Origin of the sequence: Amycolatopsis sp. NPDC049691 (assembly GCF_040675005.1) — a bacterium.
Classification (GTDB): domain Bacteria; phylum Actinomycetota; class Actinomycetes; order Mycobacteriales; family Pseudonocardiaceae; genus Amycolatopsis.
In genome coordinates, this window is the sequence record NZ_JBFANX010000012.1 from 140745 (window position 1) to 166453 (window position 25709).

Here is a 25709-nt window from a genome sequence, read left to right on the forward strand (position 1 = left end):
CCTCAAGCCGAACCGGCGTCGATCACCGCCCTGGCGCACTTCGCGACCACCGCCGCGTCGACCTTGACCACCCGCCGGTCGTAGGTCAGCAGGCCGTTGACCTCGTTCTCGACATCGGTCGTCTGGGTGTAGACCGCGCCGGACAGGCCTCGCTCGGCCACCACTCGCTCCAGAGCGGTGCTCACCTCCGCGTAGCGCTCGGTGAGCCGCTCCCGGGTCGGCGTCATTTCGTACGCGTTCGGCGGGCCGGGCCAGCGGTGGTCGTCCAGGACGAGGCCGAGGCCGCCGTACTCGCCGTCGACGATCGCCCGGCCGTCGATCACCGCCGGCTCCCCCGGACCCACGTACGTGTGATCGTCGTAGACGTCGCCCGCGCCCGTGTCCGGGCGGGAGAAACAGCAGTTGACGCCGCTGTTCGCGATCACCAACCGGGTCGGGTCGAGGGTCTTGACCAGCTCCGCGACACGGGCCGTGTCGTACTCGCCCCAGCCCTCGTTGAACGGCACCCAGCCCACGATCGACGGGACCGGCCGCAGCTGGGCGATCATGGTGGTCAATTCCGCTTCGAACAGCTCACGCGCTCGCGGGACGGGGTCCGGGGCGATGCCGGGCGGGCCGTCGAACGACACCGTCAGCGAGGGCATGTCCTGCCAGACGACCAGGCCCAGCGTGTCGGCCCAGTGGTACCAGCGCGCCGGCTCGACCTTGACGTGTTTGCGGACGAAGTTGAAGCCCAGTTCTTTCGTCTTCTCGAGGTCGAAGCGCAGGGCGTCGTCGGTGGGCGCGGTCGAGATGCCGTCCGGCCAGTAGCCCTGGTCGAGCGGGCCGTGGAGGAACGTCGGCCGGCCGTTGAGCGCGATCCGCGGGCGCCCTTCGGCGTCCGGGAGCAGGCCGATCGTCCTCAGGCCGGCATAGCTGCCGACTTCGTCCAGAACCGCGCGATGCCGGTCGAGCAGCTGGACGCGCAGCGTGTAGAGGTGCGGGTCGTCAGGGGTCCAGAGGTGTGGTTCCGGAACGTCCACGCGCACCGACGTCCCGGCCGCGCCCGAGGCGCGGGCGACCTCGCCGTCCGCGGCCGAAACGACGACCACGACCTCCGAGCCGCCGGTGACCTGCGGGAACACCGTCACGCCGGTGAGGTCTGGGGTGAGATCGAGTCGTTCGACCCGGGTCTGTGGCACCGGCTCCAGCCAGACCGTCTGCCAGATCCCGGACGACGCCGTGTAGCAGATCCCGCCGGGCGCGTTGCGCTGCTTGCCCACCGGGAACGGCTCGATGTCGGTGCGGTCCTCGGCTCGGACGGTCAGCTCCTGCGGCCCGGTCGCCCGCAGGACGTCGGTGATGTCCGCGCTGAACGCGGTGTAGCCGCCTTCGTGCGTCGCGACGAGCTGGTTGTTGACCCACACCTTCGCCGTCTGGTCGACCGCGCCGAAGTGCAGGAGAATCCGCTGGTCGCGCCAGTCCGGCGGGATTTCGACCAGGCGCCGGTACCAGAGGACCTCGTCGCGCCGTCCGATTCCGGACAACGCCGACTCCGGCGGGAACGGGACCAGGATCCGCTCGCCGTAGCCGGACGGCCGTGGTTCGTCCGGCGACGACGGCCAACCCGCGTACTCCCAGACGCCGTTCAGGTTCAGCCAGCGCGGCCGGGTCAGCTGCGGCCGCGGGTACTCGGGCAGGGCGTTGTCCGGACCGACCTCGTCGGTCCAGGGGGTGGTCAAGGGCGGTTCGAGCCGGCGCCAGCCGGTGTCCTCCGGTGCAGTCATCCCGGCCGATGGTGGCAGAGATCGGCGGGGCCGCCAGTGAATCGGGTCACATTCGCCGACCGCCCTGGCCGGTCGGCTGGCACGGGCGCCGCCGGGGCGTCCCGACTCGCGAGTAACCTCTGCCCATGCGTGTGCTGATGCTGTCCTGGGAGTACCCGCCAGTGGCCATCGGTGGCCTGGCGCGGCACGTACACGCGCTCGCCACGCACCTGGCCCGGCAGGGTCACGAGGTCGTCGTCCTCTGCCGGCACGCCGCGGGCACCGACGCCGGGACGCACCCGCGCACCGACCGCGTCGTCGAGGGCGTGCGGATCATCCGGGTCGCCGAGGACCCGATGCACGTGACGTTCGAACGCGACCTCGTCGCCTGGACGCTGGCCATGGGGCACGCCATGATCCGCGCCGCGCACGACCTGCTGCGCGGCTGGCAGCCCGATGTCGTGCACGCGCACGACTGGCTGGTCGCGCACCCCGCCATCGCGATCGCCGAGGTCGCGCGGGTGCCGCTGGTCGGCACGATCCACGCGACCGAGGCCGGGCGGCACTCCGGCTGGCTGTCGCACCCGCTGAACCAGCAAGTTCACTCGGTCGAGTGGTGGCTGGCGAACCGGGCCGACGCGCTGATCACCTGTTCGCAGGCCATGCGCCGCGAGGTCGCGCACCTCTTCGAGGTCGAGGCCGAGGACGTCACGGTGATCCACAACGGCATCGAGGAACGCGGCTGGCAGGTGCCGGCGGACGAAATCGCGCACGCCCGCGAGGTCTACAGCCCGGCCGGCGCGCCGCTGTTGCTGTACTTCGGACGGCTCGAGTGGGAGAAGGGCGTGCAGGACCTGCTCGCCGCGCTCCCCCGCATCCGGCGCCGCCACCCCGGGACCCGCGTGGTCGTCGCCGGAAAAGGACGGCACTTCGACGAGCTGGTCGAACAGTCGCGGAAGCTGCGGGTGCGGCGGGCCGTCGACTTCGTCGGGCACCTGTCCGACCGCGACCTGCGGGCGGCGCTGGCGGCGGCCGACGCGGTCGTGCTGCCCAGCCGGTACGAGCCGTTCGGCATCGTCGCGTTGGAGGCCGCGGCCGCGAAGGCGCCGCTGGTGGCGTCGACGGCCGGTGGGCTCGGCGAGGTCGTCGTGCACGGCGAAACCGGGCTCGCGTTCAGCCCCGGCGATGTCGCGGAACTGGCCAACGCGGTGACGGCGGTGCTCGGTGACGCCGACGCGGCGGCCGAGCGGGCGCGCGCGGCGCAGTCCCGGTTGGCCGCCGACTTCGACTGGGGGCGGATCGCGGAGGCGACCGTCGCGGTCTACCGGCGGGCGAAGCCGGGCGAGCCGGTGGAGCTGCCGCGGCCGAAGATCGCGACCGGGAACGCCTTCGAGCCCGTCGCCGCCGGGGTGCCCGAACTGTAGGTAGCGGCCCGCTCAGAAGTGGCAGGGGCGGACGCAGTCCGGACGAGCCGCGGTGGGCGCGGTCGTCGTGACCACGGCACCGACCGAAAACGACAACGCGACGAAGACGACGGCGACGACAGCTCTCAACCTGCTGGTCATGGGGACTCCTCGGGACGGCCGGCGCACGGACGCGCCTGGCAGCGAGCATCCGCGCCGGTTCCCGGGGAAACAATCAGCGGAACTGTACGGGCCGGTACCCATTCGCCTTGCGTGACCGGTCAGCGGGTTCCCGTCAAGACGCGGACCCGGACCTGTTCGCGCAGTGGCCCGAACGGCGACAACGCCTCCCGGACGCGCTCGGTGAAGGCCGGCCGCTCGTCGGCGGCGGGCAGCTGCGACGGGTTCATGGCCGAAAAGACGCCACCGACGATCTCCTCGACGGTCAACGCCGCGTCGTACGAGATGACCTGGGAATCGACCACGTACCCGGCGGCCGCGAGGGCGTCCGCGTAGCGCGTCTGGCTCACCGGGTCCGTGCCGCACGTCCGGTGCAGCGGTGTCCCCAAGAACGACGACAGCAGCTCGCGCAGCGCCGACGACCAACCCGTGTCCTGCAGCCACAGCGGCTCGCCGTTCGTCACCACCGCGACGCCGCCACCCGGGCGCAGCAACGAGCGCGCCGCCGGGAACAGGCGCTCGTGGTCCATCCAGTGCAACGCCTGCGCCACCGTCACCGCGGCCAGCCGGCCCGGGCCGACGACCGGCGTCAGCGCCTCGATGTCGGTGTCCGCGCCCAGGAGCCAGCTCACGTTCGGCGCCGACGTCGCCGTGCGGGCCTGGGCGAGCATCGCCGGTTCGGGGTCCATGCCGAGCACCGCGCCCACCCGGGGGGCCAGGACCCGGGTGAGCTGGCCGGTGCCGCAGCCGAGGTCGAGCACGACGTCCTCGCCGGTCAACGCGAACGACGTCGTCAGCACGTCCGCCACCGCGGGTGGGTAGCCGCGGCGGTATCGCTGGTAGTACTCGCTCACTTCGCCGCCGAACTCCGGTGCCGTCATGGCCCCGAGCCTGCCCAAGGTGGCCGCCGGCCGGTCTTCGTTCCGCTCAGGGCGGACTCGAGCGTCACAGTCGGATCTCGACCGGCAACCCCCTGGCCTGCGCAAACGCCTTGACTACACGAACCGAACTCCGGGAGGTCACCGTGCAGATCCTCTCCCTCACCGCCGCGTGCCTGCTCGCGCTCACGCCGGCGGCCGCCGCGCAGACCACCACGTCGCCGCCCCTGCCCACCTGGCTGAGGCTGTCCGTCTACAGTGGACATCCCGGCGAAAAGGTCTCCCTCACCGTCGCGTGCGACGGTGAAGCGGGCCCGGTCACGACCAAGGCGCTGCGCATCACGACACCTCCGGCCCCCAACGCCGAAGGACACCAGCCGTGGGCGTTGTTCGGCGAAAGCGTCGTCGCCGCCGTCGCGCCCGGCACCTATCCGGTTTCCTTCCGCTGCGCGGGAAAGCCCGTCACCGTGCGCTTCACGGTCCTGGCGGCGAAGTCCCGGCCCGGCCAGGTGAAGGTCCTCCCGCACGGCGCGCCCCGGACCGGGGACGGCTCGGCCGCCTAGAAGACCGGCAGCAGGACGCCGTGCTCGGACTCCGGGCGCGGGCCGAAGATCCGGCGGTCCGACGCGTCGATCGGCACGTCGTTGATGCTCGCCTCGCGCCGCCGCATCAGGCCTTCGTCGCTGAACTCCCACAGCTCGTTGCCGTAGCTGCGGAACCACTGCCCGCCGGCGGTGCGGGACTCGTACTGGAACCGGACGGCGATGCGGTTGCCGCGGAAGCCCCACAGCTCCTTGCGCAACGCGTAGTCCAGCTCGCGCTCCCACTTCGCCGTCAGGAACCCGACGATCTCCGCGCGCCCGACGACGTGCTGGTCGCGGTTGCGCCACACCGAGTCCTCCGTGTAGGCCAGCGAGACCTTCTCGGGGTCGCGGGTGTTCCACGCGTCCTCGGCGGCCTGGACCTTCTGCCGGGCGGTGTCCTCGTCGAACGGCGGGAACGGCGGACGTGGGGTCATGGGATCTCTCCTCACCAGTGGAGAACGTGCGTTCTCCGGTAGTCTAGAGAACGCTCATTCTCCGCACCAGAGGAAGGTGACATGACCCCCACGGAGGCGACCGACCGGCTGCTCGAGGCCGCCGAGGAGCTGTTCTACGCCCACGGCGTCCAGGCGGTCGGGATGGACGCCGTCCGCGCGCGCTCGGGCGTCTCCCTCAAGCGGCTCTACCAGACGTTCCCGGCGAAGAACGACCTGGTCGAGGCCTACCTCCGGCGCCGCGACGAGCGCTGGCGGGCGTCGTTGCGCGAATTCGTCCACGCCCGCGGCGACGACCCGCTCGCCGTCTTCGACTGGCTGCGGAACTGGTTCTCCGAACCCGGTTTCCGCGGCTGCGCGTTCATCAACTCCTTCGGCGAGTTCGGCGAGCCGGCGCCCGGTGTCGCGGCGGCGATCCGCGAGCACAAGGACCAGGTCCGGGCCTACCTGCGTGGTCTCGTTTCCGGCGAAACCGTCGCCGACCAGCTGTTTTCCCTCGTCGAAGGCGCGACCGTGCTCGCCGCGATCACCGGCAATCCGGGCGAGGCGAGCACGGCCCGCGAAGCCGCGAAGGTCCTTCTGGCTCAGGGGTAGAGCGTCAGCCCGGGATCGAGCGCGATGGCGGTCAGCTGGGCGAGGCTCAGCGGCGGCGACGGCATGTCCGGCCCGTCCGGATGGTTCTTCTTGGCGTCGTCGGCGACGTTCTGCGCCTCCACCATGACGCCCGTGCCGTCGGGTTTGGTGACGTTCGTCCGGTTGGCCGTCGCCTGCCCCGGCGAGCTGAGCGTTTCCTCGACGATCGTCTCGCCGTGCGGCCCGGTCTTCCGCTCGCACGATTGCCGCATGTCCTCGGGCGGCTTGCCGCACTCGGTGGCCGGCGTGGCGTTGCCGCCGAGCCGGGTGATGATCGCCCAGACGTTGCCCTTGCGCGACCCGTCGACGGTCGTCGCCGCGGCCATGAAGTAGTCCTCGCCGCCGCTGCACGAGCTCTCGTGCGCCACCTGCGCGGAAAACACGTGGTAGAAGGCCAGCGGACCGTGCTGCTTGCCCTTCGGGTACTCGCCCTGGGCGTGCGGCCGCAGCTTCGTCCCGGCCGCGACCCGCTGCTGGACGGCGGCGGTCAGCACCCCGCTGAGCCGGTTCGCCGCGACGTCCACCTTCTCCGGGATCGGCGCGCCGGTCTGCGGCGGATAGGGACTGACGGCGCACGGATCCTCGGACGCCGGCGCCGAAGGCGGGTTGGCGGGCACCAGCGTCCTGGCCGGCTCACCGGGCGCGAACACGAAGGCCGCGCCGACGGCCACCGCCGCCACGCCCGCTCCCGCGGCCGTCCACGGGATCGCCACCCGCCGCACCCGCGCGCGGCGGCGTTCGCGGTCCAGCACCGCTTCGACGTCCACAGTGGACACCGGCACGACGCCGATGGCCGCGTCGAACTGTTCCCTGCTCACGGCCCCTCCTTCAGCTCTGGCTCGCGGCGACCAGCGCGCGCAGCGAGTCGAGCCCGCGCGCGGTCTGGCTCTTGACGGTTCCGGGCGAACATTCGAGGATTTCGGCGGTTTCCTCGACCGACAGGTCGCAGTAGTAGCGCAGCACCACCGCGGCCCGGCGCCGCGGCGGCAGCGCGTCGAGCAGTTCCAGCAGGCCGAGCCGTTCGACGACGTCGTCGCCGGGCAGCACGGCCGGCTCCGGCAGCGTCTCCGCCGGTTCCTCGCGCCGCCACGCCCGGGCCTTCTCGTCCAGCCACGTCCGCACCAGGATCCGGCGCACGTACGCGTCGACGTGCGCCATCCGCCGCGCCCGCGGCCAGTGCCGGTACAGCTTGCCGATCGTGATCGACACCAGGTCGTCAGCGAGGTGCCAGTCCCGGCACAGCAGGAAGCCCGTCCGCCGCAGGACGTCCATCCGGGCCGTGACGTAGTCGCGGAACCCCGCCTCTTCCGACCGTTTCACGCGTTCCTCCTCGTCGCCCCCACACCCGCTTCAACGGGACCGGCGCACGCCGGGGTTGCTCCGGCATCGAAATCCGGGCAACCCGCGGCGGCGCGCGGCCCGTTCCCCCAGCCGAGGGACCCACGACAGTGAGGAAACATCCCATGAAACGACCTTTCACCGCGATCCTCGCGGTGACCCTGGCCGCGGCCGTGCTCACCGCGCCGGCCGCCGCGGCCGCCGACGAACCACCTGTCACGCCCACGCGGATCACGCTCGTCACGGGCGACCAGGTGCTCGTCAGCGGCGCCGACGTGCGGGTGCTGCCCGCCCGCCGGGACCGGCCGGTGCCGTTCCGGCAGTACACGCGCCACGGCGACGCGTACGTCCTGCCCGGCGACGCCGCCGGGCTGGTCCGGGCCGGGCGGCTCGACGAGCAGCTGTTCAACGTCACCGGCCTGCTGCGCCAGGGCTACGACGACGCCCGGACGCCGCACGTGCCGCTGCTGGTCCGCCAGGCGGGGCCGGCGATCGCGGCCCGGACCGGCGTCGCCGCCCGGCCGTCCGCGCTCGGCTACACCGCGCTCGACGAGCCGAAGTCCGGCGCCGCGGCGTTCTGGAACCGGCTCGCCGCCGAGCCCGCCACGCTCGCGAGCGGCACCGCGAAGGTGTGGCTGAACGCCAAGATGCGCGCGAGCCTCGACCAGAGCGTGCCGCGGATCGGCGCGCCCGCGGCGTGGCAGGCGGGCCTGACCGGCCGCGGCGTCGAGGTCGCGGTGCTCGACACCGGGATCGACGCCGCGCACCCCGACCTCGCCGGGCACGTCGCGCTGAGCAGGGACTTCACCGGCAAGGGCAGCGTCGAGGACGGCGCGGGCCACGGCACGCACGTCGCGTCGACGATCGCCGGCTCCGGCGCCAAGTACCGGGGCGTGGCGCCCGACGCGACGCTCGCCGTCGGCAAGGTCCTCGACGACTCCGGCAGCGGGACCTTCGAAGAGATCCTCGCCGGTATGCAGTGGGCGGTGACCGAAGCGCACGCCCGCGTCGTGAACATGAGCCTCGGCGGCGGGCCGTCCGACGGGACCGACCCGGTGTCCGAAGCCGTGAACACCTTGTCGCGCCAGTACGGCACGCTCTTCGTCATCGCCGCGGGCAACTTCGGGCAGGACGAGTCCGTCTCGACGCCGGCGGCGGCCGACGCCGCGCTCGCCGTCGCCAGTGTGTCCAAAAAGGACGTGCTCAGCCCGTTCTCCAGCCGGGGACCGCGGATCGGCGACGGCGCGGCCAAGCCGGACGTCGCGGCGCCCGGCGAGTCGATCACCGCGGCGTGGCCCGGTGGCGGCTACCACGCACTGGACGGCACCTCCATGGCGACGCCGCACGTGGCCGGGTCGGCGGCGATCCTCGCCCAGCAGCACCCGGACTGGGCTGCCGACCGGCTGAAGGCGGCCCTCACCAGCACCGCCACCCCGGTCGACGCCGGACCCGCCGCGGTCGGCACCGGCCGCGTCGACGTCGCCCGCGCGACGACCGCGGCCGTCACGGCCACCGGCAGCGCGTCGGCATTCCTTCCGTGGCCCAACCTTGGAATGACCGGCAAGGCCACCGTGACCTGGTACAACGCGAGCGCGACGCCGGTGACGCTGACGCTCGGGTCGTCCGTCGAAGGCCTCACCTTCCCGCCGACCGTGACCGTGCCCGCGGGCGGCAGCACCCCCGTCGAGCTGACCTTCCCGGCGCGGGACGGCCACCCCGGGACCTTCTCCGGCATCCTCACCGCGCAGGGCGACGGCGTCAGCACCAGGACGGCGTTGTCCCTCAGGCAAGAGGACGAGAGGTACGACCTGACCATCGGGCTCGTGAACCGCGACGGGAAGCCGTGGACCCCGGCGGGCTATCCGCCGGTGACGATCGTCGACCTGGACAGCGGCACCCTCACCCAGGGCGAGCCGGGCACCTTCCGGCTGCCGCGCGGCCGCTACGTCGTGAACAGCGTCATCGAGACGCCGCGGCCGGGCCGGGAACCGTCGTACAGCTTCATCACCCACCCCGAACTGGTGCTGGACCACGCCGTCACGCAGACCTTGGACGCCCGCGAGGGCAAGCCGGTGTCGCTGGAGCCGGACAACCCGGCCGCGCGCGGCGGCACGCAGAGCGTCGAGCGGCTGAGCCGGGTCACGAGCTGCTCGTGCGTCTTCGCCGACGGTTTCGACCTCGACCCGCGCTTCCAGGAAGCGTTCGCCGCGACGGTCCCGGGGACGTCGTCGGCGACCTTCGCCTTCAGCCAGGAGCGCCGGGCCACCGAGCCGGACCTGGAGCTGACCGCGGACGACGGGCAGTCGTTCGCCGTCCGGGGCGTCTGGCTGGAGTCGGCCGCTCCGGCCGGGACCAGCACGCTGCCGGTCGTGTTCGGCGGCGAAGGCACGCCCGCGGACCTGGCCGGGATCGACGCCCGCGGCAAGCTCGTGGTCCTCCGGCTGCCGCTCGGCATCCGGGTCGACGAGGCTTACCAGCGGCTGGTGAACGTCGAGAACGCAGGCGCGAAGCTCGGCGTGGTCACCCTTTCCGGCGGGGCGACCGGGACCAAGGTCCTCGGCGGCGGGTTGCCGGCGCTGCACCTGCCGGTGGTCTGGAGCGGGCCGAGCGTCACCGGGCAGCGGTTCGCGGAGCTGGCGAAGACGGGCCACGCCTCGGCGACGGTCGTCAGCCGTCCCTCGCCGCGCTTCCGGTACGAGCTGGGCGACGGGGTCGAGGGGCAGGTGACGGCCGCGCGCGTGCAGCGGCCCCGGACCCGCGACCTCGCCGAAGTGCGCACCGCCTACCACGACAACGCGCCCGGGGAGGTCCGGTACGTCGCCGGGCGCGAGTTCTTCGGCAGGCTGGTCGGGTACGGCTACACCGAACCCGTTGCCGTGCAACAGGAACGCGTCGAGTACTACTCCCCCGGCAAGTGGGACACGGTGTGGACGGCCGGGTTCCGCGGCGAGCTGACCGACCAGCTCGACCTCGCCGCGGGCCGGAAGTACCGGCTCGGCTGGAACGAAGCCGTGGCCGGGCCGTCGTTGCGCGGGCTCACCGTGACGCACTCGGGCGAGCAGCCGCGGCCGTGGGCGTGGCGCAAGGACGGCGTCTTCGACATGTGGCTGCCGATGTTCGGCGACGCCGCCGGCCGCCCGCGCAAACCCGAACCCGGCGACCCGGGTTCGGTGAGCCTCTCGAGGGACGGTGTCACGATCCCGGTCGAACCCACGGGGGACCCGACCCTGGCGACGATCCCGGTGCCGGACGCCGACGGCGCGTACCGGCTGACCGCGGACGTCCACCGGCACGCCGACTGGTGGCCACTGTGGACGGACGTCTCGGCCGAGTGGGCGTTCCGCTCGTCGGCCGCCGCGGACGGCAAAGCGTTGCCGCTCGTCACCACCCGCTTCGCGCCGGCGGTCGACGTGTGCAACAGCGCGCCGGCGAACCGGGTCTTCACGTTCCCCGCGTACGTGGAGCGGCAAGGCGGTGGCAGCGGCACGAAACTGGCCGTCGAGGTGTCCACCGACGACGGACGCACCTGGCAGCCCGCACCCGCGATCCGGACGGGTGACCACTGGACGGTCGTGGTCCGCAACCCGGCGACCGGATTCGTCTCCCTGCGGGCGAACGCCGCCGATGCCGACGGGAACACCGTGCGGCAGACCGTGATCCGCGCCTACGCGGTGAGCTGAACGTGAACTGACCCGGCGACGGGGAGCCACCGTCGCCGGGTCAGTCCGGACCCACACCATCCCAACAGTGTGGAATCCGGCCGCCCCTCGTCAGGTAGGGGCGGCCGGGGCCCCTGCTACCGGGCGTCCGTGAGGTACCGCGCGTAGGCACCCGTGGTGAGGAAGCTCGGCAGCTTCTCGCCCAGCGCGGTTTCGGTGAAGATCTCGTAGGCGTCGTCGAGGCGGTTCTCCGAACCGAGTTCGGCGCGCACCGAGGCCAGCTCTTCGTCCAGGAACTCGACCGCCAGCTCGCGGGTCAGCGCGGTGCCGTCCTCGAGCTTCGTGCCGTTGCGGATCCACTGCCACACCTGGCAGCGCGCGATCTCCGCGGTGGCCGCGTCCTCCATCAGGTTGTGGATCGCCGCGGCGCCGGTGCCGCGCAACCACGCGTCGACGTACCGCAGCGCGACGTTGATGTTCGCGCGCACGCCCGCCTCGGTGACCTCACCACCCGCGCTGGCCACGTCGAGCAAGTCCTCGGCGGTGACGTGGACGTCCTCGCGCAGCTTGCCGAGCTGGTTGGGCCAGCCGCCGAGCACGCCGTCGAAGATTTCGCGGCAGATCGGGACCAGGCCCGGGTGGGCGACCCAGGAGCCGTCGAAGCCGTCACCGGCCTCGCGTTCCTTGTCGGCACGGACCTTCTCGACGGCGATCTCGTTGACCGAAGGATCCTTGCTCGGGATGAACGCGGCCATGCCGCCGATGGCGTGCGCGCCGCGCTTGTGGCAGGTGCTCACCAGCAGCTCGGTGTAGGCCCGCATGAACGGCACGGTCATGGTGACCTGCGCGCGGTCCGGCAGCACGAAGTCGGCACCGTGCGCGGCGAAGTTCTTGATCAGGCTGAAGATGTAGTCCCAGCGCCCGGCGTTCAGACCGGCGGCGTGCTCGCGCAGCTCGTAGAGGATCTCGTCCATCTCGAACGCGGCGGTGATCGTCTCGATCAGCACGGTGGCGCGGATCGTGCCGCGCGGGATGCCCAGTTCGCGCTGCGCCATCAGGAAGACGTCGTTCCACAGCCGCGCTTCGAGGTGGTTCTCCAGCTTCGGCAGGTAGAAGTACGGGCCGACGCCGCGGGCCAGCAGCTGGCGCGCGTTGTGGAAGAAGTACAGGCCGAAGTCGACCAGGCTCGCCGACACCGGGCGCCCGTCGATGCGGATGTGCTTCTCCACCAGGTGCCAGCCGCGCGGGCGGGCGACGATCGTCGCCGGGTCGTCGCCGATCGTGTAGCGCTTGCCGGCCTCGGTGGTGAAGTCGATGTTGCGGCGGATGGCGTCGTAGAGGTTGAGCTGGCCGTCGATGACGTTGTGCCACGTCGGCGACGTCGCGTCCTCGAAGTCCGCCAGCCAGACCTTCGCGCCGGAGTTCAGCGCGTTGACCGTCATCTTGCGGTCGGTCGGGCCGGTGATCTCGACGCGGCGGTCCTCCAGGCCCGGCGCGGTCGGGGCGACGTGCCACGACTCGTCGTCGCGGATCCGGCGGGTCTCCGGCAGGAAGCCGAGCGGCTTCTCGCCGGACTGCAGTTCCTCGCGCCGCGTGCGACGGGCGTCGAGCAGCTCGCGCCGGCGGCCGGCGAACGTGTTGTCCAGCTTGGCCAGGAAGTCGAGTGCCGCCGGGGTCAGGATCTCCGCGAACCGGCCCTCGACCGGCCCGGTGACCTCGATGCGGTAGTTCAGCCGAGCAACCATGGGGTGCCTCCACGAGCTGTGCGGGGAAGGAAAGAAAGGGAGGGACGCGGCCTGACGACGGGAGGGGGGTGCCGCCGTCAGGCCGCGGCCGGGATCAGTGGAACTGGGCCTCTTCGGTGGAGCCCTTGAGCGCGGTGGTCGAGCTCTCCGGGTTCAGCGCCGTCGCGACGTTGTCGAAGTAGCCGGTGCCGACCTCGCGCTGGTGCTTGGTGGCGGTGTAGCCGCGGCTCTCCGAAGCGAACTCGCGCTCCTGCAGGTCGACGTAGGCGGTCATGCCCTCGCGGGCGTAGCCGTGGGCCAGGTCGAACATCGAGTAGTTCAGCGCGTGGAAGCCGGCCAGCGTGATGAACTGGAACTTGTAGCCCATGTGGCCGAGCTCGCGCTGGAACTTCGCGATCGTCGCGTCGTCCAGGTGCTTCTTCCAGTTGAACGACGGCGAGCAGTTGTAGGCCAGCATCTGGTCCGGGAACTTCGCCTTGATCGCCTCGGCGTACTTGCGCGCGACCTCGAGGTCGGGCTCCGAGGTCTCCATCCAGAGCAGGTCGGCGTACTGGGCGTAGGCCAGGCCGCGCTCGATGCAGGGCTCGATGCCGTTGCGGACCTCGTAGAAGCCCTCGGCGGTGCGGCCGCCGGTGAGGAACTGCTGGTCGCGCTCGTCGACGTCGCTGGTCAGCAGGGTCGCGGCCTGGGCATCGGTGCGGGCGACGACCAGGGTCGGCACGTTCAGCACGTCGGACGCCAGACGCGCGGCGTTCAGCGTGCGCTCGTGCTGCTTGGTCGGGATCAGCACCTTGCCGCCGAGGTGGCCGCACTTCTTCTCGGACGCGAGCTGGTCTTCCCAGTGCACGCCCGCGGCGCCGGCCGCGATCATGCCCTTCATCAGCTCGAACGCGTTGAGCGGGCCACCGAAGCCGGCTTCGGCGTCGGCGACGATCGGGGCGTACCAGTCGATGTCGGTGTTGCCCTCGGCCCAGTTGATCTGGTCGGCGCGGCCCAGCGCGTTGTTGATGCGGCGGACCACGGCCGGCACCGAGTTGGCCGGGTAGAGGCTCTGGTCCGGGTAGGTCTGGCCCGACAGGTTGGCGTCGGCCGCGACCTGCCAGCCGGACAGGTAGATCGCCTGCAGGCCCGCGCGGACCTGCTGGACGGCCTGGTTACCGGTCAGCGCGCCGAGCGCGTGGACGTAGTCCTCGGTGTGCAGGAGGTTCCACAGCTTCTCCGCGCCGCGGCGGGCCAGGGTGTGCTCCTCGACGACGCTGCCGCGCAGCTTGATCACGTCTTCGGCCGAGTAGGAGCGCTGCACGCCCGCCCAGCGGGGGTCGTTCGCCCACTGCGCCGCCAGCTCCGCGGCCGCCTGCTTGGCCTGTTCCGTCATCGGTTCTCCCGGTGTTGCGAAGTTTGCGATTGCTCGCCTTGCCTGGTTCGACCCTGTCACGCCAGCGAAAAAGAGGTCCAGTCGTCCAATTTGCCAATTTGTGCGAAGGGTCCGTACGCTCTTTGCAAAGGTTGCGAATCGCCGAGTTCGCAGCGAGGAGAAAATCCGCGTTCTTGACCGTTCACGTAACCGTTCAGGGCCGGAAACCTTCCGGGAAAGAGGGCACGAATGGAGAAGACTTTCGCCGGAGCGCGGTTGCGCCATCTGCGTGAAAGCCGGGCGATGAGCCAGGCCGACCTCGCGCGTGTGCTGGAGATCTCACCCAGCTACCTCAACCAGATCGAGCACAACTCGCGTCCGCTGACGGTCCCGGTGCTGCTGCGGATCACGCAGGCGTTCGGCGTCGACACCGAGTTCTTCGCCAACAACGACACGTCCCGGCTGGTCGCCGACGTCAAGGAAGCCCTGCTCGACGAGGTCCTCGGCATCGACGTCACCACCAGCGAGCTCAACGAGCTGGCGACGAACCTGCCGGCGATCGCGCAGGCGCTGGTCAAGCTGCACCGCAGCTACCGCAGCGCCGTCGAGAGCACGGCCGCGCTGACCACGGAAAACGGCCTGGGCCTGCACGGGAGCGCGGCGGCGCCGCTGCCGCACGAGGAGGTCCGCGACTTCTTCTACGAGCGCGAGAACTACGTCGCCGAGCTGGACGAACGCGCCGAGAAGATGGCCGCCGACATCCCGTTGCAGCGCGGCCAGGTGCTCGGCGCGCTGAAGGAACGGCTCTGGCAGCGCTACGGCGTCGAGGTGACCAGCGACGGCATCGACGAATCCGCCGGCCAGCAGCACCGCTACGAGCCGGTGACGCGCGTGCTGCGGCTGGCGCCGAGCCTGCGGGTCGGGCAGCAGGCGTTTCGCATGGCTTCGCAGATCGCGCTGCTCGAGTACGACGACCTGATCACCGAGCTGGCCGACTCGTGGGCGTTCTCCGGCCCGGCCGCGCGCTCGCTGGCCCGCGTGGGCCTGGCGAACTACTTCGCGGGCGCGCTGATCCTCCCCTATGGACCGTTCCTGGCCACGGCCGAACGGTTCCGGTACGACATCGAACGGCTCTGCGACCACTACGGCGTCGGCTTCGAGACCGTGTGCCACCGGCTCTCGACGTTGCAACGGCCGAAGCAGCGCGGCGTGCCGTTCTCGTTCGTGCGGGTGGACCGGGCGGGCAACATGTCGAAGCGGCAGTCCGCGGCCGGCTTCCACTTCTCCCGCGTCGGCGGCGCCTGTCCCCTGTGGAACATCTACGAGGCATTCACCCAGCCGGGGAAGATCCTGACGCAGATCGCGACCCTGCCGGACGGCAAGAGCTACTTCTGGATCGCGCGCACGGTGTCGCGCAACATCGGCGGGTACGGCAGCCCGGGCAAGACGTTCACCGTCGGTCTCGGCTGCGAACTCCGCCACGCCGGGCGGCTCGTCTACTCGACGGGTCTCGACCTGGACGAGCCGGCCGCCGCGACGCCCATCGGGATGGGCTGCAAAGTCTGCGAACGGCCGGCCTGCTCCCAGCGCGCCTTCCCGACGATCGGCAAGCAGCTCACCGTCGACGAGAACACCAGCACCTTCGTCCCCTACCCGGCGGTGCCGAAAGGCTGATCACCCGATCACGTGGGTCGTCCACTTCGACTCGTCCGGGCCGAGCAGCGTGATCCGGCTCAGCAGCTCCTGCGAAGTGATGCCCGCCGCCTTCGGCTGGTCGATCGCGACGCACGCCTTCAGCCCGTTCTTCGTCGTGCACACGGGCTTGCCGAGACCGTCCGCCCGCCCGCCGGGGAGGGAGACGGTGATCGTCGCCAGTGCGCCGTTCGACGAGTACTGCAGCACCGCCCGCCACGGCACGCCGTCGGAGTCCGGCCGGCGCCACAGGCCGACGTCGGCGACCCGGAACGTCTCCGGCAGTCCGGAGATGTGCAGCGGCAGGGGCACCGGGCGGTTCCCGATCGTCACCTCCCCGGCGACCCTCAGCAGGACCTGCTGCAGGTCGGGCAAGGCGAGGTAGTACGCGTTCAGCTCGGCCCAGCGACCGTCCGGGGTCGGCCAGCGCAGGTAGCTGTTGCCGTGGTTGAGCGGGTCCCCGGCATCGGTCGTCACCCAGTAGCCGTCGCGGTCGCCGATCCGGACCGGGACGCGCACCGCCTGCCCGCCCATGTCGTGCCTACGGTCCAGCGGCGGTTCCCGGTCGAACACGCCGAGCCAGATCATCGGCGCCAGCTCACCGCGGCCGATGGCCAGCGCGTAGTCGCCGTGGTCGCCGACGCCGTACTCGATGCCCTTGATCGGCTCCGGCAGCCAGCCGAAGCTCGCCTTCGCCACCAGCGGGTCGTCGGTGGGCGCCGGCGCGACGGGCACGGGCTTGGGCAGGACGGCCGCCGGCGGGGCCGGTGGCGTCGGCCGGAACACCGACACCGCCGTCAGGCCGCCGGCCGTCACCACCACGGCGCAGCCGACGACCAGCGCCGTGGTCCGCGCGCGCCGGCGGCGGCCCCCCACCCGGCGCGCCCGCTCGATGTCGATCCGGGGCGGCGGCGCGGGCGCGTCGGCGAGTTCCTTCAGCTTCGTGGCCAGCTCGTGGTCGGTCATGCTCGTCCCTCCCGGATGGGGTCGCCCAGCAGCTCGCGCAGCGTTTCCACGGCCTTCGCCGTCTGGCTCTTGACGGTGCCTTCGGAGCAGCCCAGCGCCCGCGCGGTGTCCGCGACCGGCAGGTCGCCGAAGTAGCGGAGGACGACGGTCGCGCGCTGCCGGGCGGGCAGCCGGTCCAGCGCGGCCCGCAGGTCGAGCGCCGCTTCGACGTCCGCACCGGGCGCGGTCCGCTCGTGGTCGGTGCCCCGCAGATCGACCCGGCGCCACCACGACGTCCGCTGCTCGGCGAGGAACGCGTTGACCAGCGTCCGGCGCGCGTAGCCGTCGAGGTTGTCCGCTCGCGCGGCCCGCGGCCAGTTCGCGTACAGCCGGGTGATCGCCGTCTGGACCAGGTCGTCGGCCCGGTGCCAGTCGCCGCAGAGCAGGTACGCGACCTTGCGGAACCAGTCCGACCGTGCGGTCACGTACTCGGTGAAGTCGCGCACCGGCGCCCCCTTGTCCTGTTCGTCACCCCTTTGATGCGCCCGGAGGCCCGGGCGGTTGCCCGGCTCGCGCGAGTCGTAGATTCAGCGGGGTGCACGACATCGACACGGTGACCGCGGCGACCATCGAGAAGGCGGCCGAGCGGCTGGCCGGGGTGGTGACCCGCACGCCGCTGGAGCCGAGCGCGCGGCTGTCGTCCCGGGTGGACGCCCAGGTCTGGGTGAAGCGCGAGGACCTGCAGACCGTCCGGTCGTACAAGATCCGCGGCGCGTACAACTTCATCGTCCAGCTCGACGAGCCGACCCGCGCCCTCGGGGTCGTCTGCGCCAGCGCCGGGAACCACGCCCAGGGCGTCGCGTACGCGTGTCGCCGGCTGGGCGCCGACGGCCGCGTCTACGTCCCGGGCACCACACCGCGGCAGAAGCGCGAGCGCATCGCGACGCTCGGCGGCGCGCACATCGAGGTCATCGTCGTCGGCGAGACGTACGAGGACGCCTTCGCCGCGGCCAACGAGGACGCCCAGCGCACCGGCGCGACGCTCGTGCCGGCGTTCGACGACGTCCGGACGGTCGCCGGCCAGGGCACGGTCGCGCTGGAGGTGGTCGACCAGCTCGGGTTCGTGCCGGACGTCGTGGTCGTCCCGGTCGGCGGCGGCGGGCTGCTCGCCGGGGTCGGCAGCTGGCTGCGCGAGCGCCACCCGGAGGTCCGGGTCGTCGGCGTCGAGCCGGCGGGCGCGGCGTGCATGGCAGCCGCTCTTTCGGCCGGGCACCCGGTGCGGCTGCCCGAGCTCGACTCGTTCGTCGACGGCGCCGCGGTGCGCGAAGCCGGCGCCGTCACCTACCCGCTGGTCCGCGAGAGCGGCGCCGAGCTGGCCGCGGTCGCCGAGGGCGCGATCTGCACCGAGATGCTCGCGATGTACCAGTCCGACGGGATCATCGCCGAACCCGCGGGCGCTTTGGCGGCGGCCTCGCTCGGCTCGGTGGTGCAGGTGGAGCCGGGCCAGACCGTCGTCGTGGTGGTCTCCGGCGGCAACAACGACGTCAGCCGCTACAGCGAGATCCTCGAACGCTCGCTGATGCACGAAGGGCTGAAGCACTACTTCCTGGTCGGGTTCCCGCAGGAGCCGGGCGCGCTGCGGCGGTTCCTCGAGCAGGTGCTCGGGCCCGAGGACGACATCACGCGCTTCGAGTACGTCAAGCGCACCAACCGCGAGCTGGGCCCGGCGCTGGTCGGCATCGAAATCGCCCGGTCGGCCGACCTCCCCGGGCTGCTGGCCCGGATGGCCGCGAGCCCGCTGCAGGTCGAGCGGATCGAGCCGGGCAGCCCCCTGTTCCACTTCCTGCTCTGAGCGCGTGGTCCACTAGGCGGATGGTGAAGGTCGACGGGGTCCGCAGTGTCGAGGCGCTGCGCGAAAAGGTCCACGAGGGTGCGGAGCCCGAATACCTGCTGTTCTACGGGCACACGCCCGCGAAGTCCGGCCGGGTGACGGCGAGCTGCCTGAGCCAGTGGTGGGTCGACCCGTTCGAGGCCGACGGCGTCGTCTACCCGACCGCCGAGCACTACATGATGGCGGGCAAGGCGCTGTTGTTCGGCGACGTCGAGAAGGCCGAGCTGATCCGGTCGGCGCCCGACCCGAAGACGGCGAAGGTGCTCGGCCGCGAGGTCGCCGGGTTCGACGCGGCGACCTGGGAGCGGCACCGGTTCGACATCGTCGTCGACGGCAACCTGGCCAAGTTCAAGACCCACCGCGACCTGCGCCGGTTCCTGCTCGGGACCGGTGACGCGGTGCTCGTCGAGGCGTCCAAGAAGGATCTCGTCTGGGGCACCGGCCTCGCGCGCGAGGAGAAGAACGCGACCAAGCCGGACTACTGGCGCGGGCTCAACCTGCTCGGGTTCGCGCTGATGGAGGTTCGCGAGCAGCTGCGGGCTCGCTGACTCACACCGGTGCGCCAGGGCAGGACTTCGCCGTCGTCTGACCCGTGTCGAAGAAAGCGACCGCGGCGTCGGCGCAGGGCAGCGAGGACAGCGAGCCGTGGACGTCGTCCTCGACGGTCATCAGCGTGCCGCCGATCTTCTCCTGCATCCGGAGTGCCCAGCCGATGGGCGTGACCGGCTCGTAGAGGTGGCCGACGAGCTGCAGCGGGCTTGTCCCTTTCTCGAACGACCACGGCCGCGCGGCCAGTGGCCAGCCGACGCAGAGCTGTTCGTAGAAGCCGTAGCCGCCCGCGACGGGGAGCCGCGCCATCCGGTCGAGGCGGTGCTGCCAGACGGTGTCGAAGTCCCGCGGGCTCGGCGACTCGTTGCAGAGCAGGGCCGTCTGCTGGAAGTGGTTGAACGCTTGCGGCTCGCCGTCCCAGCCTTCGGTGGTCACCTTCCGGCTCTCGGCCGTCCCACCGTCGCGGAGGGCGGCGAGCTGTTTCGCCAGGCCGGCCCACTCGCGACGCGGGTTGGCGAGCATGCCGTTGACGGTGGCGCCGTACTGGTCGCGCAGGTCGAGCAGCGCTTTCGCGACGACGGGTTCCGTGGTCCCGAAGTGGTAGACGCCGTCGTAGCGGGCGATCCAGGACGCGAAGTCGTGGAAGGTGTTCTCGCCCGCGGTCGCCTGGTCGTCGTCCATTTCGGTGACACTCAGCTCGGGCGGCATGACGGAGTCGAGGAGCATCTTGTCGACGTGGTCGTCGAAGAGCGACCGGTACTGCGCGCCGAGGGCCGTGCCCCAGGAGACGCCGTAGTAGCCGATCTTGTCCTCGCCGAGGGCCTGCCGGATCCGGTCCACGTCCCGGGCGATGGTGGGCGTGGTCAGGTTCCGGACGAAGCCGGGATGGGCACTGACGCAGGCCTGGTTCGCCGCGGCCGCGCGCTCGGCGGCTTTGCGGGCTTTGTCCTCGTCGGGGTCAGGCTCCGGGAAGTCGACGTCGCACGGCAGGTCGGCGCTGTAGCCAACACCCCGCGGGTCGAACCCGACGAGGTCGTGCTGCACGCCGATCCCCCCGGCGCGGCTGGCCGCGATGCTGCGCGGCATGGTCAGGCCGGACTGGCCGGGACCACCGGGGTTCAGCAGGACGGAGCCGGTTTTCTGCCCCGTCGCCTTGACCCGGCTGACGGCGATGTCGATTTCCGGGCCAGTGGGGTCGGCGTAGTCGAGCGGGACGGGCACGAGGGCGCACTCGGTGCGCTGGTCAGCGGAGTCCCAGCCCTTCGCGACGGCGGAGCAAAGCTGCCAGGAGAGGCCCTCGGCGACGGCCACGGCGGGTGCGACGGGAACGAGCGCCACTGCGGCGAACAGCGGGACGGCGAACCGGGTGATCGACATGGGCCCAGGCTGCCGGGGCGAGGGTGTCCGCCAGATCGGCCGATCAGCCGATGGTGCCCGCCGAACGGCCGGGAGCGGCCGGTGGCCGGCTTCGGACCACGCTCAGCCGAGGCCGACGAACATCGTCTGGTGCAGGCCGCGCACGTGCTTCCTCGTCACCCGGGCCGCCGCGTCCGGGTCGCCCGATGACAGCGCCTGCACCAGCTTCGCGTGGTCGCGGTTCGACTCGCGCAGCTTCTCCATCGGGTACGGCAAGTAGAACCGGTACAGCTCCGCCAGCACCACCTCGTACTGCGCGACCGCCGCCGCCGGGCCGGGCGCCGCCACCGTTCGGTGGAACTCCGCGTCCAGCTCGTGGAACTCCGCCCAGCCCTTCGCGGAGTCCATGCGCGCGACCAATGTCCGCAGGTGGGGCAGGTCCGGTGACCGCTCCGCCACCAATTGGACCAAACCCGACTCGAGCACCAGGCGGTGGTCGATCAGGTCGCGGACCTCGGCAGCGGACTCGCGGTAGGCGCCGACCTCGCGGACCCGTTCCGCCGGCGGGTTCGCGGCCACCGATGTTCCGCCACCCCGGCCGCGGCGGCGTTCGATCAGGCCGTCGCCGACCAGGGACTCCAGCGCCCTTCGCACGGTGATCTCGGCGACGCCGAGGGCCCGCGCGATCTCGGGATTCGACGGCAGGCGCTCGCCCGGCTTCAGCAGGCCGAGCTCCACCGCGAGCGCGATGCGCGCGCGGACGGTGTCCAGCGCCGACAACCGCCGGATGCCGGTCAGGGCCGGGGCGCTCAGGTCTGCCGTCGCCATGAAACGACCGTACCGCACAAACTGCTCATCTTGAGCACTCTTGTTTAAGTGTTCAAGATGGACTATTTTTCGTCCATGCCGCGACCACTGCCGATCGCCCTGGTGCAAGCGCCGCCCCGGCCCGTCGGGGACGGCGGGTTCGCCGGCGAGGTCGAAGCCGTCCTTCGCCGGTTTCCGGACACGCGGCTGGCCGCGTTCCCCGAGCTGCACCTCTGCGGCGTCGACGGCGAAGGCGACGAGCGCACCCGTCAACTGCGCGAAGCCGCCGAGCCGTTGCGCGGAAAACGGACCACGGAACTCGCCGAACTCGCCGGCGACCTCGGGATCTGGCTCGCGCCCGGCACCGTGTGCGAAGCAGGCGACCACGGCGAGCTGTTCAACACCGCCCTGGTCTTTTCCCCGCGGGGCGAGCTGGCCGGCTGGTACCGCAAGGTCTTCCCCTGGCGGCCGCACGAGCCGTACGACCCCGGCGACCGGTTCGTCGTCGCCGATCTGGCCGACGCCGGCCGCGTCGGGTTCTCCATCTGCTACGACGCCTGGTTCCCCGAGGTGACCCGCCACCTCGCCTGGATGGGTGCCGAACTCGTGCTCAACCCCGTCCAGACCACCACCCCCGACCGTGCACAGGAACTCGTCCTCGCCCGGTCGAACGCCATCGTCAACCAGGTGTTCGTCGCCAGCGTGAACACGGCCGGCCCGGTCGGCATGGGCGACAGCCTGCTCGTCGGGCCCGAGGGCGACGTCCTCGGCGCGTTGCCGGGAACCGGCGACGGCGTCCTCGCCCACACCATCGACCTCGACGAGGTCGCCCGCGTCCGCCGCGACGGGACCGCCGGCACCAACCGCGTCTGGGCGCAGTTCACCCCCGCCGACGCTCCGCTGGAGCTGCCGCTCTACCAGGGCCGGATCGACCCGGACCGCTGGAGTCCACGAGAAGGAGACGACCGATGACCACCACGGGCGCGGCCCCGGCCACCCTGCAGCGCCGGCTCGGCCTGCCCGGCGTCGTCCTGTTCGGGCTCGCCTACATGGCTCCGCTGATCGTGCTCGGCACCTTCGGCATCGTCGCGACCACGACCGAGGGCACGGTTCCGTCGGCGTACCTGCTCGCCCTGGTCGCGATGCTGTTCACGGCCGCGAGCTACGGGAAGATGGCCGCCACCCACCCCGTCGCCGGCTCGGCCTACACCTATGTCCGGAAATCGGTCGACGCGCGCGCCGGGTTCCTCGTCGGGTGGGCGGTGCTGCTCGACTACTTCTTCCTGCCGATGGTGATCTGGCTGATCGGCGGCGCCTACCTCTCGGCCGAGTTCCCGTCCGTGCCCCATTGGATCTGGTTGATCACTTTCATCGCGGTGACGACGATCCTCAACGTCCTCGGCATCAAGATCGCCGAAAAGGCCAACTTCGTCCTGATGGCCTTCCAGATCCTGGTGATCGGGTTCTTCGTCGTTCTTTCGGTCAAGCAGGTCCTGCACGTCGGCGGTTCGCTGGCGAGCACGCAGCCGTTCTTCCACTCGGGCAGCACGCTGGGCACGATCTCCGGCGGCGCCGCGCTCGCGACGTACTCGTTCCTCGGCTTCGACGCCGTCACGACGTTGACCGAGGAGACGACCGAGCCGCGCCGGACGATTCCCCGCGCCATCCTGCTGACCGCGCTGATCGGCGGCGGCATCTTCGTCGTGCTCGCCTACTTCACCCAGCTCGCGCACCCGGGCAGCGCGTTCACCGACGAGTCGTCCGCCGCGTTCGAGATCGCGACGACGATCGGCGGCAACCTCTTCGCGTCGTTCTTCCTCGCCGGCCTGGTGGTCGCGCAGTTCGCGTCGGGGATCGCCGCGCAGGCGAGCGCGTCGCGGCTGATGTTCGCGATGGGCCGCGACGGCGTGCTGCCGCGCGTTTTCGGCAAGCTGCAGCCGCGGTTCGCGACGCCCGTGTTCGGCATCGTCCTGACCGGGCTCGTCGGGCTGGTCGCGCTGGCGCTGGACGTCAGCACGTCGACGTCGTTCATCAACTTCGGCGCGTTCACCGCGTTCACGTTCGTCAACGTCAGCGTGCTGGCGACGTGGCTGCGCGACCGGACCGGGAAACGCGTGCTGACCTGGGTGGTCTTCCCGGTGATCGGCGCCGTGGTCGATTTGTGGCTGCTGGTCAACCTCGACGGCATCGCGCTGGTCTTCGGCCTGGTCTGGCTGGCGATCGGCCTCGTGGTGCTGGCCGCGATCACCCGCGGCTTCCGGCGGCCGCCGCCGGAGATGACCTTCGAGGAGTAGGTCAGCCGCCCGGGCAGTCGTTGCCGCCGCCGCTGCGCTCGACGCAGTGGCGCGGCCCCGGTGGTGGCGGCGGCGCGTGCCGCACGTGGTCGACCCAGCTCGCAGCGGCGACCACCGCCGCCACGGTGAGGCAGATGCCGAAGAACCACGTCCAGCCGCGGCGCCGCGTTGTCGCCGAAACGACCACGCCCATCAACGGCAGGCCCGCGCCGAGCCAGGACGCCCACGTCAGGTAGCCGCGGGCGCCGTCGCCGGCCTCGCCGAACACCGGGATGCTCGCCAGGAAGCCCAGCAGCACCAGGAACGGGACGACGAGCAGCAGGCCCACGGCGCACAACGCCACGACGAGCGAAGACCACGCGGTCCGGAGATCCCCCACCCGGCCAGTGTGCCCGGAAAAGGAGCACACGACCTGAGTAGATCTACTGCTCGAGGGTCTTCTGCAGCGCCTTGTTCGCCTTCCGCGCCATATCGGCGACGGCTTCGCGACGGGCCGCGTCGGCCGCGTAGTCCTCTTCGCGGTTGCGCACGACTCGCGCCGGCGCGCCGACCGCGATCGAGTAGTCCGGGATGTCGCCGCGGACGACCGCGTGCGCGCCCAGCACCGAGCCGCGGCCGATGCGGGTGCCCTTCAGCACGCTCACCTTCGTGCCCAGCCATGTGTCCGGCCCGATGCGCACCGGCGACTTCACGATGCCCTGGTCCTTGATCGGCACGTGGATGTCCGAAATGACGTGATCGAAGTCACAGATGTAGACCCAGTCGGCGACCAGCGTCGCCGCGCCGAGCTCGATGTCGAGGTAGCAGTTGATCACGTTCTGGCGGCCGAACACCGACTTGTCGCCGATCCGCAGCGAACCCTCGTGGCAGCGGATCGCGTTGCCGTCGCCGATGTGGACCCAGCGGCCGATCTCCAGCCGCCCGTAGCCCGGCCGGCAGTGGATCTCGACGTCCTTCCCGAGGAACAACATCCCGCGCAGGATGATGTGCGGGTTGGCGAGCCGGAACTTGAGCAGCCGGTAGTACCGGACCAGGTACCACGGCGTGTACGCGCGGTTGCGCAGCACCCAGCGCAGCGAGTCGGCGGTCAGGAACTTCGCCTGCCGCGGGTCCTGCCGGGCGCGGCGCCAGGCCCGCACCCGCGACAGCGCGGGCGCACCCCACATCGACGTCATGCCCGTGACCGTAACCTGTGTGCGGGACGGGTTCACAGGCAAGGGGAGCGTGGAGTGGGCACGAAGCTGATCATCGACACCGACCCGGGCGTCGACGACGCGCTGGCGATCGCGCTGGCGGCGCTGTCCCCGGACGTCGACCTGCTCGGCGTGACGTCGGTTTTCGGCAACGTCCCCCTCGACCGCACGACGGCGAACGCGCGCCGGCTGCTGGAGCTGTTCGGCCGCGCCGACGTGCCGGTGGCCGCCGGGGCGAGCAGGCCGCTGGTCTATTCGAAGCCACGCGACGCCAAGGAGGTCCACGGCGGCGACGGCCTCTCGGGCCACTCCTACACGCTGCCCGAGGCGACCCGTCCGCTCGAAGAGCGCGACGCCGTCCGCCTGATGGTCGACCTCCTCGACGCGGCGGACGAGCCGGTGACCATCGCCCCGATCGGGCCGCTGACGAACATCGCCGCCCTGTTCGCGGCCCACCCGGGCGCGGCGGCGAAGATCGCGCGGCTGGTGATCATGGGCGGCGGCGTGACGTTCGGCAACAGCACCACCGCCGCCGAGTTCAACATCTGGAGCGACCCCGAGTCGGCCCGCCGGGTGCTGGTCGAGGAGGACGTCCCGGTCGTGCTCGTGCCGCTCGACCTCACGCACCGGTGCGCCGTCGACGGCGAGTGGCTGGCCAAGCTCGCGGCGTCGGGGCCGGTCGGCGCCACCCTCGAAGGCCTCACCTCCACCTACCGGCAGCACTACACGCGCGTCTTCGGCGAAGACCGGATGGTCATGCACGACGCCGTCGCCGTCGCCGAGGCCATTTCGCCGGGGATCCTGCACACCGAGACCTACCGCGTCGACGTCGACTGCGGGCTGGGGCCGGCCCGCGGGCAGACGCTCGTCGACCGGCGGAAGCTCGGTGAGGAAGATCCGCAGTTCACCCCCGGCCGGCCGATCGAGGTCGCGGTGGACACCGACCTCGACGGCCTGCGCGGTTTCGTCCTCGACCGGCTGACCGGGGCCGCGCGGTGAGCGAAGAGCCCG

General features: G+C 71.6%; 24 protein-coding genes. 10 read left to right on the forward strand and 14 right to left on the reverse strand.

The annotated features are described in order from the left end of the window. Positions 1-2: 2 nt before the first annotated feature. The gene (locus tag AB0J40_RS26640) at positions 3-1766 is read right to left on the reverse strand and encodes a sugar-binding domain-containing protein (RefSeq protein ID WP_364457553.1); all 1764 of its coding nucleotides are present in this window, start codon (positions 1764-1766) and stop codon (positions 3-5) included. 125 nt (positions 1767-1891) lie between these two features. Between AB0J40_RS26640 and AB0J40_RS26645 the strand changes: the two genes are divergently transcribed. Further along, positions 1892-3169: a glycosyltransferase family 4 protein gene (locus AB0J40_RS26645; protein ID WP_364457555.1), complete on the forward strand. Its 1278-nt coding sequence runs from the start codon at positions 1892-1894 to the stop codon at positions 3167-3169. Positions 3170-3181: 12 nt separating this feature from the next. Here the strand turns inward: AB0J40_RS26645 and AB0J40_RS26650 are convergent, their stop codons facing one another. After that, positions 3182-3310 (reverse strand): hypothetical protein, encoded by a 129-nt coding sequence (locus AB0J40_RS26650; RefSeq protein ID WP_364457557.1) that lies wholly within the window; start codon positions 3308-3310, stop codon positions 3182-3184. Between the two features lie 119 nt (positions 3311-3429). Beyond that, positions 3430-4209 (reverse strand): class I SAM-dependent methyltransferase, encoded by a 780-nt coding sequence (locus tag AB0J40_RS26655; protein ID WP_364457559.1) that lies wholly within the window; start codon positions 4207-4209, stop codon positions 3430-3432. 143 nt (positions 4210-4352) lie between these two features. Here AB0J40_RS26655 and AB0J40_RS26660 point away from each other — a divergent pair, with 143 nt between their 5' ends. Next, complete coding sequence (locus tag AB0J40_RS26660; RefSeq protein ID WP_364457561.1) at positions 4353-4769, forward strand: hypothetical protein; 417 nt, start codon at positions 4353-4355, stop codon at positions 4767-4769. Here AB0J40_RS26660 and AB0J40_RS26665 read toward each other — a convergent pair. After that, complete coding sequence (locus AB0J40_RS26665; RefSeq protein WP_364457563.1) at positions 4766-5224, reverse strand: nuclear transport factor 2 family protein; 459 nt, start codon at positions 5222-5224, stop codon at positions 4766-4768. The genes AB0J40_RS26660 and AB0J40_RS26665 overlap by 4 nt on opposite strands. An 81-nt stretch (positions 5225-5305) precedes the next feature. Here AB0J40_RS26665 and AB0J40_RS26670 point away from each other — a divergent pair, with 81 nt between their 5' ends. After that, a complete protein-coding gene (locus AB0J40_RS26670; protein ID WP_364457565.1) occupies positions 5306-5836 on the forward strand; it encodes a TetR/AcrR family transcriptional regulator in 531 nt (176 codons plus the stop codon). On the opposite strand, the gene AB0J40_RS26675 is transcribed toward AB0J40_RS26670, so the two are convergent. Next, complete coding sequence (locus tag AB0J40_RS26675) at positions 5827-6693, reverse strand: hypothetical protein (protein WP_364457567.1); 867 nt, start codon at positions 6691-6693, stop codon at positions 5827-5829. The genes AB0J40_RS26670 and AB0J40_RS26675 overlap by 10 nt on opposite strands. 10 nt (positions 6694-6703) lie before the next feature. Beyond that, positions 6704-7195 (reverse strand): SigE family RNA polymerase sigma factor, encoded by a 492-nt coding sequence (locus AB0J40_RS26680; RefSeq protein WP_364457569.1) that lies wholly within the window; start codon positions 7193-7195, stop codon positions 6704-6706. A gap of 143 nt (positions 7196-7338) precedes the next feature. Here AB0J40_RS26680 and AB0J40_RS26685 point away from each other — a divergent pair, with 143 nt between their 5' ends. Continuing rightward, positions 7339-10893 (forward strand): S8 family serine peptidase, encoded by a 3555-nt coding sequence (locus tag AB0J40_RS26685; protein WP_364457571.1) that lies wholly within the window; start codon positions 7339-7341, stop codon positions 10891-10893. Positions 10894-11009: 116 nt separating this feature from the next. Here AB0J40_RS26685 and aceB read toward each other — a convergent pair whose 3' ends face one another. Then, a complete protein-coding gene (gene aceB / locus AB0J40_RS26690; protein ID WP_364457573.1) occupies positions 11010-12617 on the reverse strand; it encodes a malate synthase A in 1608 nt (535 codons plus the stop codon). A gap of 94 nt (positions 12618-12711) precedes the next feature. After that, complete coding sequence (gene aceA / locus AB0J40_RS26695; protein ID WP_364457575.1) at positions 12712-13992, reverse strand: isocitrate lyase; 1281 nt, start codon at positions 13990-13992, stop codon at positions 12712-12714. A gap of 228 nt (positions 13993-14220) precedes the next feature. Here aceA and AB0J40_RS26700 point away from each other — a divergent pair, with 228 nt between their 5' ends. Next, complete coding sequence (locus tag AB0J40_RS26700) at positions 14221-15645, forward strand: short-chain fatty acyl-CoA regulator family protein (protein ID WP_364457577.1); 1425 nt, start codon at positions 14221-14223, stop codon at positions 15643-15645. Here the strand turns inward: AB0J40_RS26700 and AB0J40_RS26705 are convergent, their stop codons facing one another. Beyond that, positions 15646-16629 (reverse strand): hypothetical protein, encoded by a 984-nt coding sequence (locus tag AB0J40_RS26705; RefSeq protein WP_364457579.1) that lies wholly within the window; start codon positions 16627-16629, stop codon positions 15646-15648. Then, positions 16626-17114 (reverse strand): SigE family RNA polymerase sigma factor, encoded by a 489-nt coding sequence (locus AB0J40_RS26710; RefSeq protein ID WP_364457581.1) that lies wholly within the window; start codon positions 17112-17114, stop codon positions 16626-16628. Before AB0J40_RS26710 ends, AB0J40_RS26705 begins: the two co-directional genes overlap by 4 nt. Positions 17115-17203: 89 nt before the next feature. Here AB0J40_RS26710 and ilvA point away from each other — a divergent pair, with 89 nt between their 5' ends. Together ilvA and AB0J40_RS26720 are read left to right on the forward strand one after the other, a co-directional pair. Next, positions 17204-18460 carry a threonine ammonia-lyase IlvA gene (gene ilvA / locus AB0J40_RS26715; RefSeq protein ID WP_364457583.1) on the forward strand — a complete coding sequence of 419 codons (1257 nt, stop codon included), beginning with the start codon at positions 17204-17206 and terminating at the stop codon, positions 18458-18460. Between the two features lie 20 nt (positions 18461-18480). Continuing rightward, on the forward strand, positions 18481-19047 hold the full coding sequence (locus AB0J40_RS26720) for an NADAR family protein (RefSeq protein ID WP_364457585.1): 567 nt from the start codon (positions 18481-18483) through the stop codon (positions 19045-19047). A gap of 1 nt (position 19048) precedes the next feature. Here the strand turns inward: AB0J40_RS26720 and AB0J40_RS26725 are convergent, their stop codons facing one another. Both AB0J40_RS26725 and AB0J40_RS26730 read right to left on the reverse strand, forming a co-directional pair. Beyond that, positions 19049-20425: an alpha/beta fold hydrolase gene (locus AB0J40_RS26725; protein ID WP_364457587.1), complete on the reverse strand. Its 1377-nt coding sequence runs from the start codon at positions 20423-20425 to the stop codon at positions 19049-19051. 102 nt (positions 20426-20527) lie between these two features. Further along, entirely contained in the window at positions 20528-21232 is a 705-nt protein-coding gene (locus tag AB0J40_RS26730) for an FCD domain-containing protein (RefSeq protein WP_364457589.1), read from the reverse strand. Between the two features lie 75 nt (positions 21233-21307). Between AB0J40_RS26730 and AB0J40_RS26735 the strand changes: the two genes are divergently transcribed. Together AB0J40_RS26735 and AB0J40_RS26740 are read left to right on the forward strand one after the other, a co-directional pair. After that, on the forward strand, positions 21308-22183 hold the full coding sequence (locus tag AB0J40_RS26735) for a carbon-nitrogen hydrolase family protein (RefSeq protein WP_364457591.1): 876 nt from the start codon (positions 21308-21310) through the stop codon (positions 22181-22183). Continuing rightward, positions 22180-23505: an APC family permease gene (locus AB0J40_RS26740; RefSeq protein WP_364457593.1), complete on the forward strand. Its 1326-nt coding sequence runs from the start codon at positions 22180-22182 to the stop codon at positions 23503-23505. The genes AB0J40_RS26735 and AB0J40_RS26740 overlap by 4 nt, the downstream gene beginning before the upstream one ends. A gap of 1 nt (position 23506) precedes the next feature. Here the strand turns inward: AB0J40_RS26740 and AB0J40_RS26745 are convergent, their stop codons facing one another. After that, positions 23507-23884: a hypothetical protein gene (locus AB0J40_RS26745; protein ID WP_364457595.1), complete on the reverse strand. Its 378-nt coding sequence runs from the start codon at positions 23882-23884 to the stop codon at positions 23507-23509. A 43-nt stretch (positions 23885-23927) separates the two neighbouring features. Next, positions 23928-24680: an acyltransferase gene (locus AB0J40_RS26750; protein ID WP_364457597.1), complete on the reverse strand. Its 753-nt coding sequence runs from the start codon at positions 24678-24680 to the stop codon at positions 23928-23930. A gap of 54 nt (positions 24681-24734) precedes the next feature. Here AB0J40_RS26750 and AB0J40_RS26755 point away from each other — a divergent pair, with 54 nt between their 5' ends. Next, on the forward strand, positions 24735-25697 hold the full coding sequence (locus AB0J40_RS26755) for a nucleoside hydrolase (protein ID WP_364457599.1): 963 nt from the start codon (positions 24735-24737) through the stop codon (positions 25695-25697). The last annotated feature ends 12 nt before the right edge of the window (positions 25698-25709 follow it).

Bases quoted from the DNA above. Each gene is read 5' to 3' on its own strand.
- aceA (WP_364457575.1), bottom strand. From the start codon at position 13,992: ATGACGGAACAGGCCAAGCAGGCGGCCGCGGAGCTGGCGGCGCAGTGG.
- AB0J40_RS26720 (WP_364457585.1), top strand. From the start codon at position 18,481: ATGGTGAAGGTCGACGGGGTCCGCAGTGTCGAGGCGCTGCGCGAAAAG.
- AB0J40_RS26740 (WP_364457593.1), top strand. From the start codon at position 22,180: ATGACCACCACGGGCGCGGCCCCGGCCACCCTGCAGCGCCGGCTCGGC.
- AB0J40_RS26655 (WP_364457559.1), bottom strand. From the start codon at position 4,209: ATGACGGCACCGGAGTTCGGCGGCGAAGTGAGCGAGTACTACCAGCGA.
- AB0J40_RS26645 (WP_364457555.1), top strand. From the start codon at position 1,892: ATGCGTGTGCTGATGCTGTCCTGGGAGTACCCGCCAGTGGCCATCGGT.
- AB0J40_RS26665 (WP_364457563.1), bottom strand. From the start codon at position 5,224: ATGACCCCACGTCCGCCGTTCCCGCCGTTCGACGAGGACACCGCCCGG.
- AB0J40_RS26725 (WP_364457587.1), bottom strand. From the start codon at position 20,425: ATGTCGATCACCCGGTTCGCCGTCCCGCTGTTCGCCGCAGTGGCGCTC.
- AB0J40_RS26730 (WP_364457589.1), bottom strand. From the start codon at position 21,232: ATGGCGACGGCAGACCTGAGCGCCCCGGCCCTGACCGGCATCCGGCGG.
- AB0J40_RS26650 (WP_364457557.1), bottom strand. From the start codon at position 3,310: ATGACCAGCAGGTTGAGAGCTGTCGTCGCCGTCGTCTTCGTCGCGTTG.
- AB0J40_RS26670 (WP_364457565.1), top strand. From the start codon at position 5,306: ATGACCCCCACGGAGGCGACCGACCGGCTGCTCGAGGCCGCCGAGGAG.
- aceB (WP_364457573.1), bottom strand. From the start codon at position 12,617: ATGGTTGCTCGGCTGAACTACCGCATCGAGGTCACCGGGCCGGTCGAG.
- AB0J40_RS26750 (WP_364457597.1), bottom strand. From the start codon at position 24,680: ATGACGTCGATGTGGGGTGCGCCCGCGCTGTCGCGGGTGCGGGCCTGG.
- AB0J40_RS26685 (WP_364457571.1), top strand. From the start codon at position 7,339: ATGAAACGACCTTTCACCGCGATCCTCGCGGTGACCCTGGCCGCGGCC.
- AB0J40_RS26640 (WP_364457553.1), bottom strand. From the start codon at position 1,766: ATGACTGCACCGGAGGACACCGGCTGGCGCCGGCTCGAACCGCCCTTG.
- AB0J40_RS26700 (WP_364457577.1), top strand. From the start codon at position 14,221: ATGGAGAAGACTTTCGCCGGAGCGCGGTTGCGCCATCTGCGTGAAAGC.
- AB0J40_RS26705 (WP_364457579.1), bottom strand. From the start codon at position 16,629: ATGACCGACCACGAGCTGGCCACGAAGCTGAAGGAACTCGCCGACGCG.
- AB0J40_RS26735 (WP_364457591.1), top strand. From the start codon at position 21,308: ATGCCGCGACCACTGCCGATCGCCCTGGTGCAAGCGCCGCCCCGGCCC.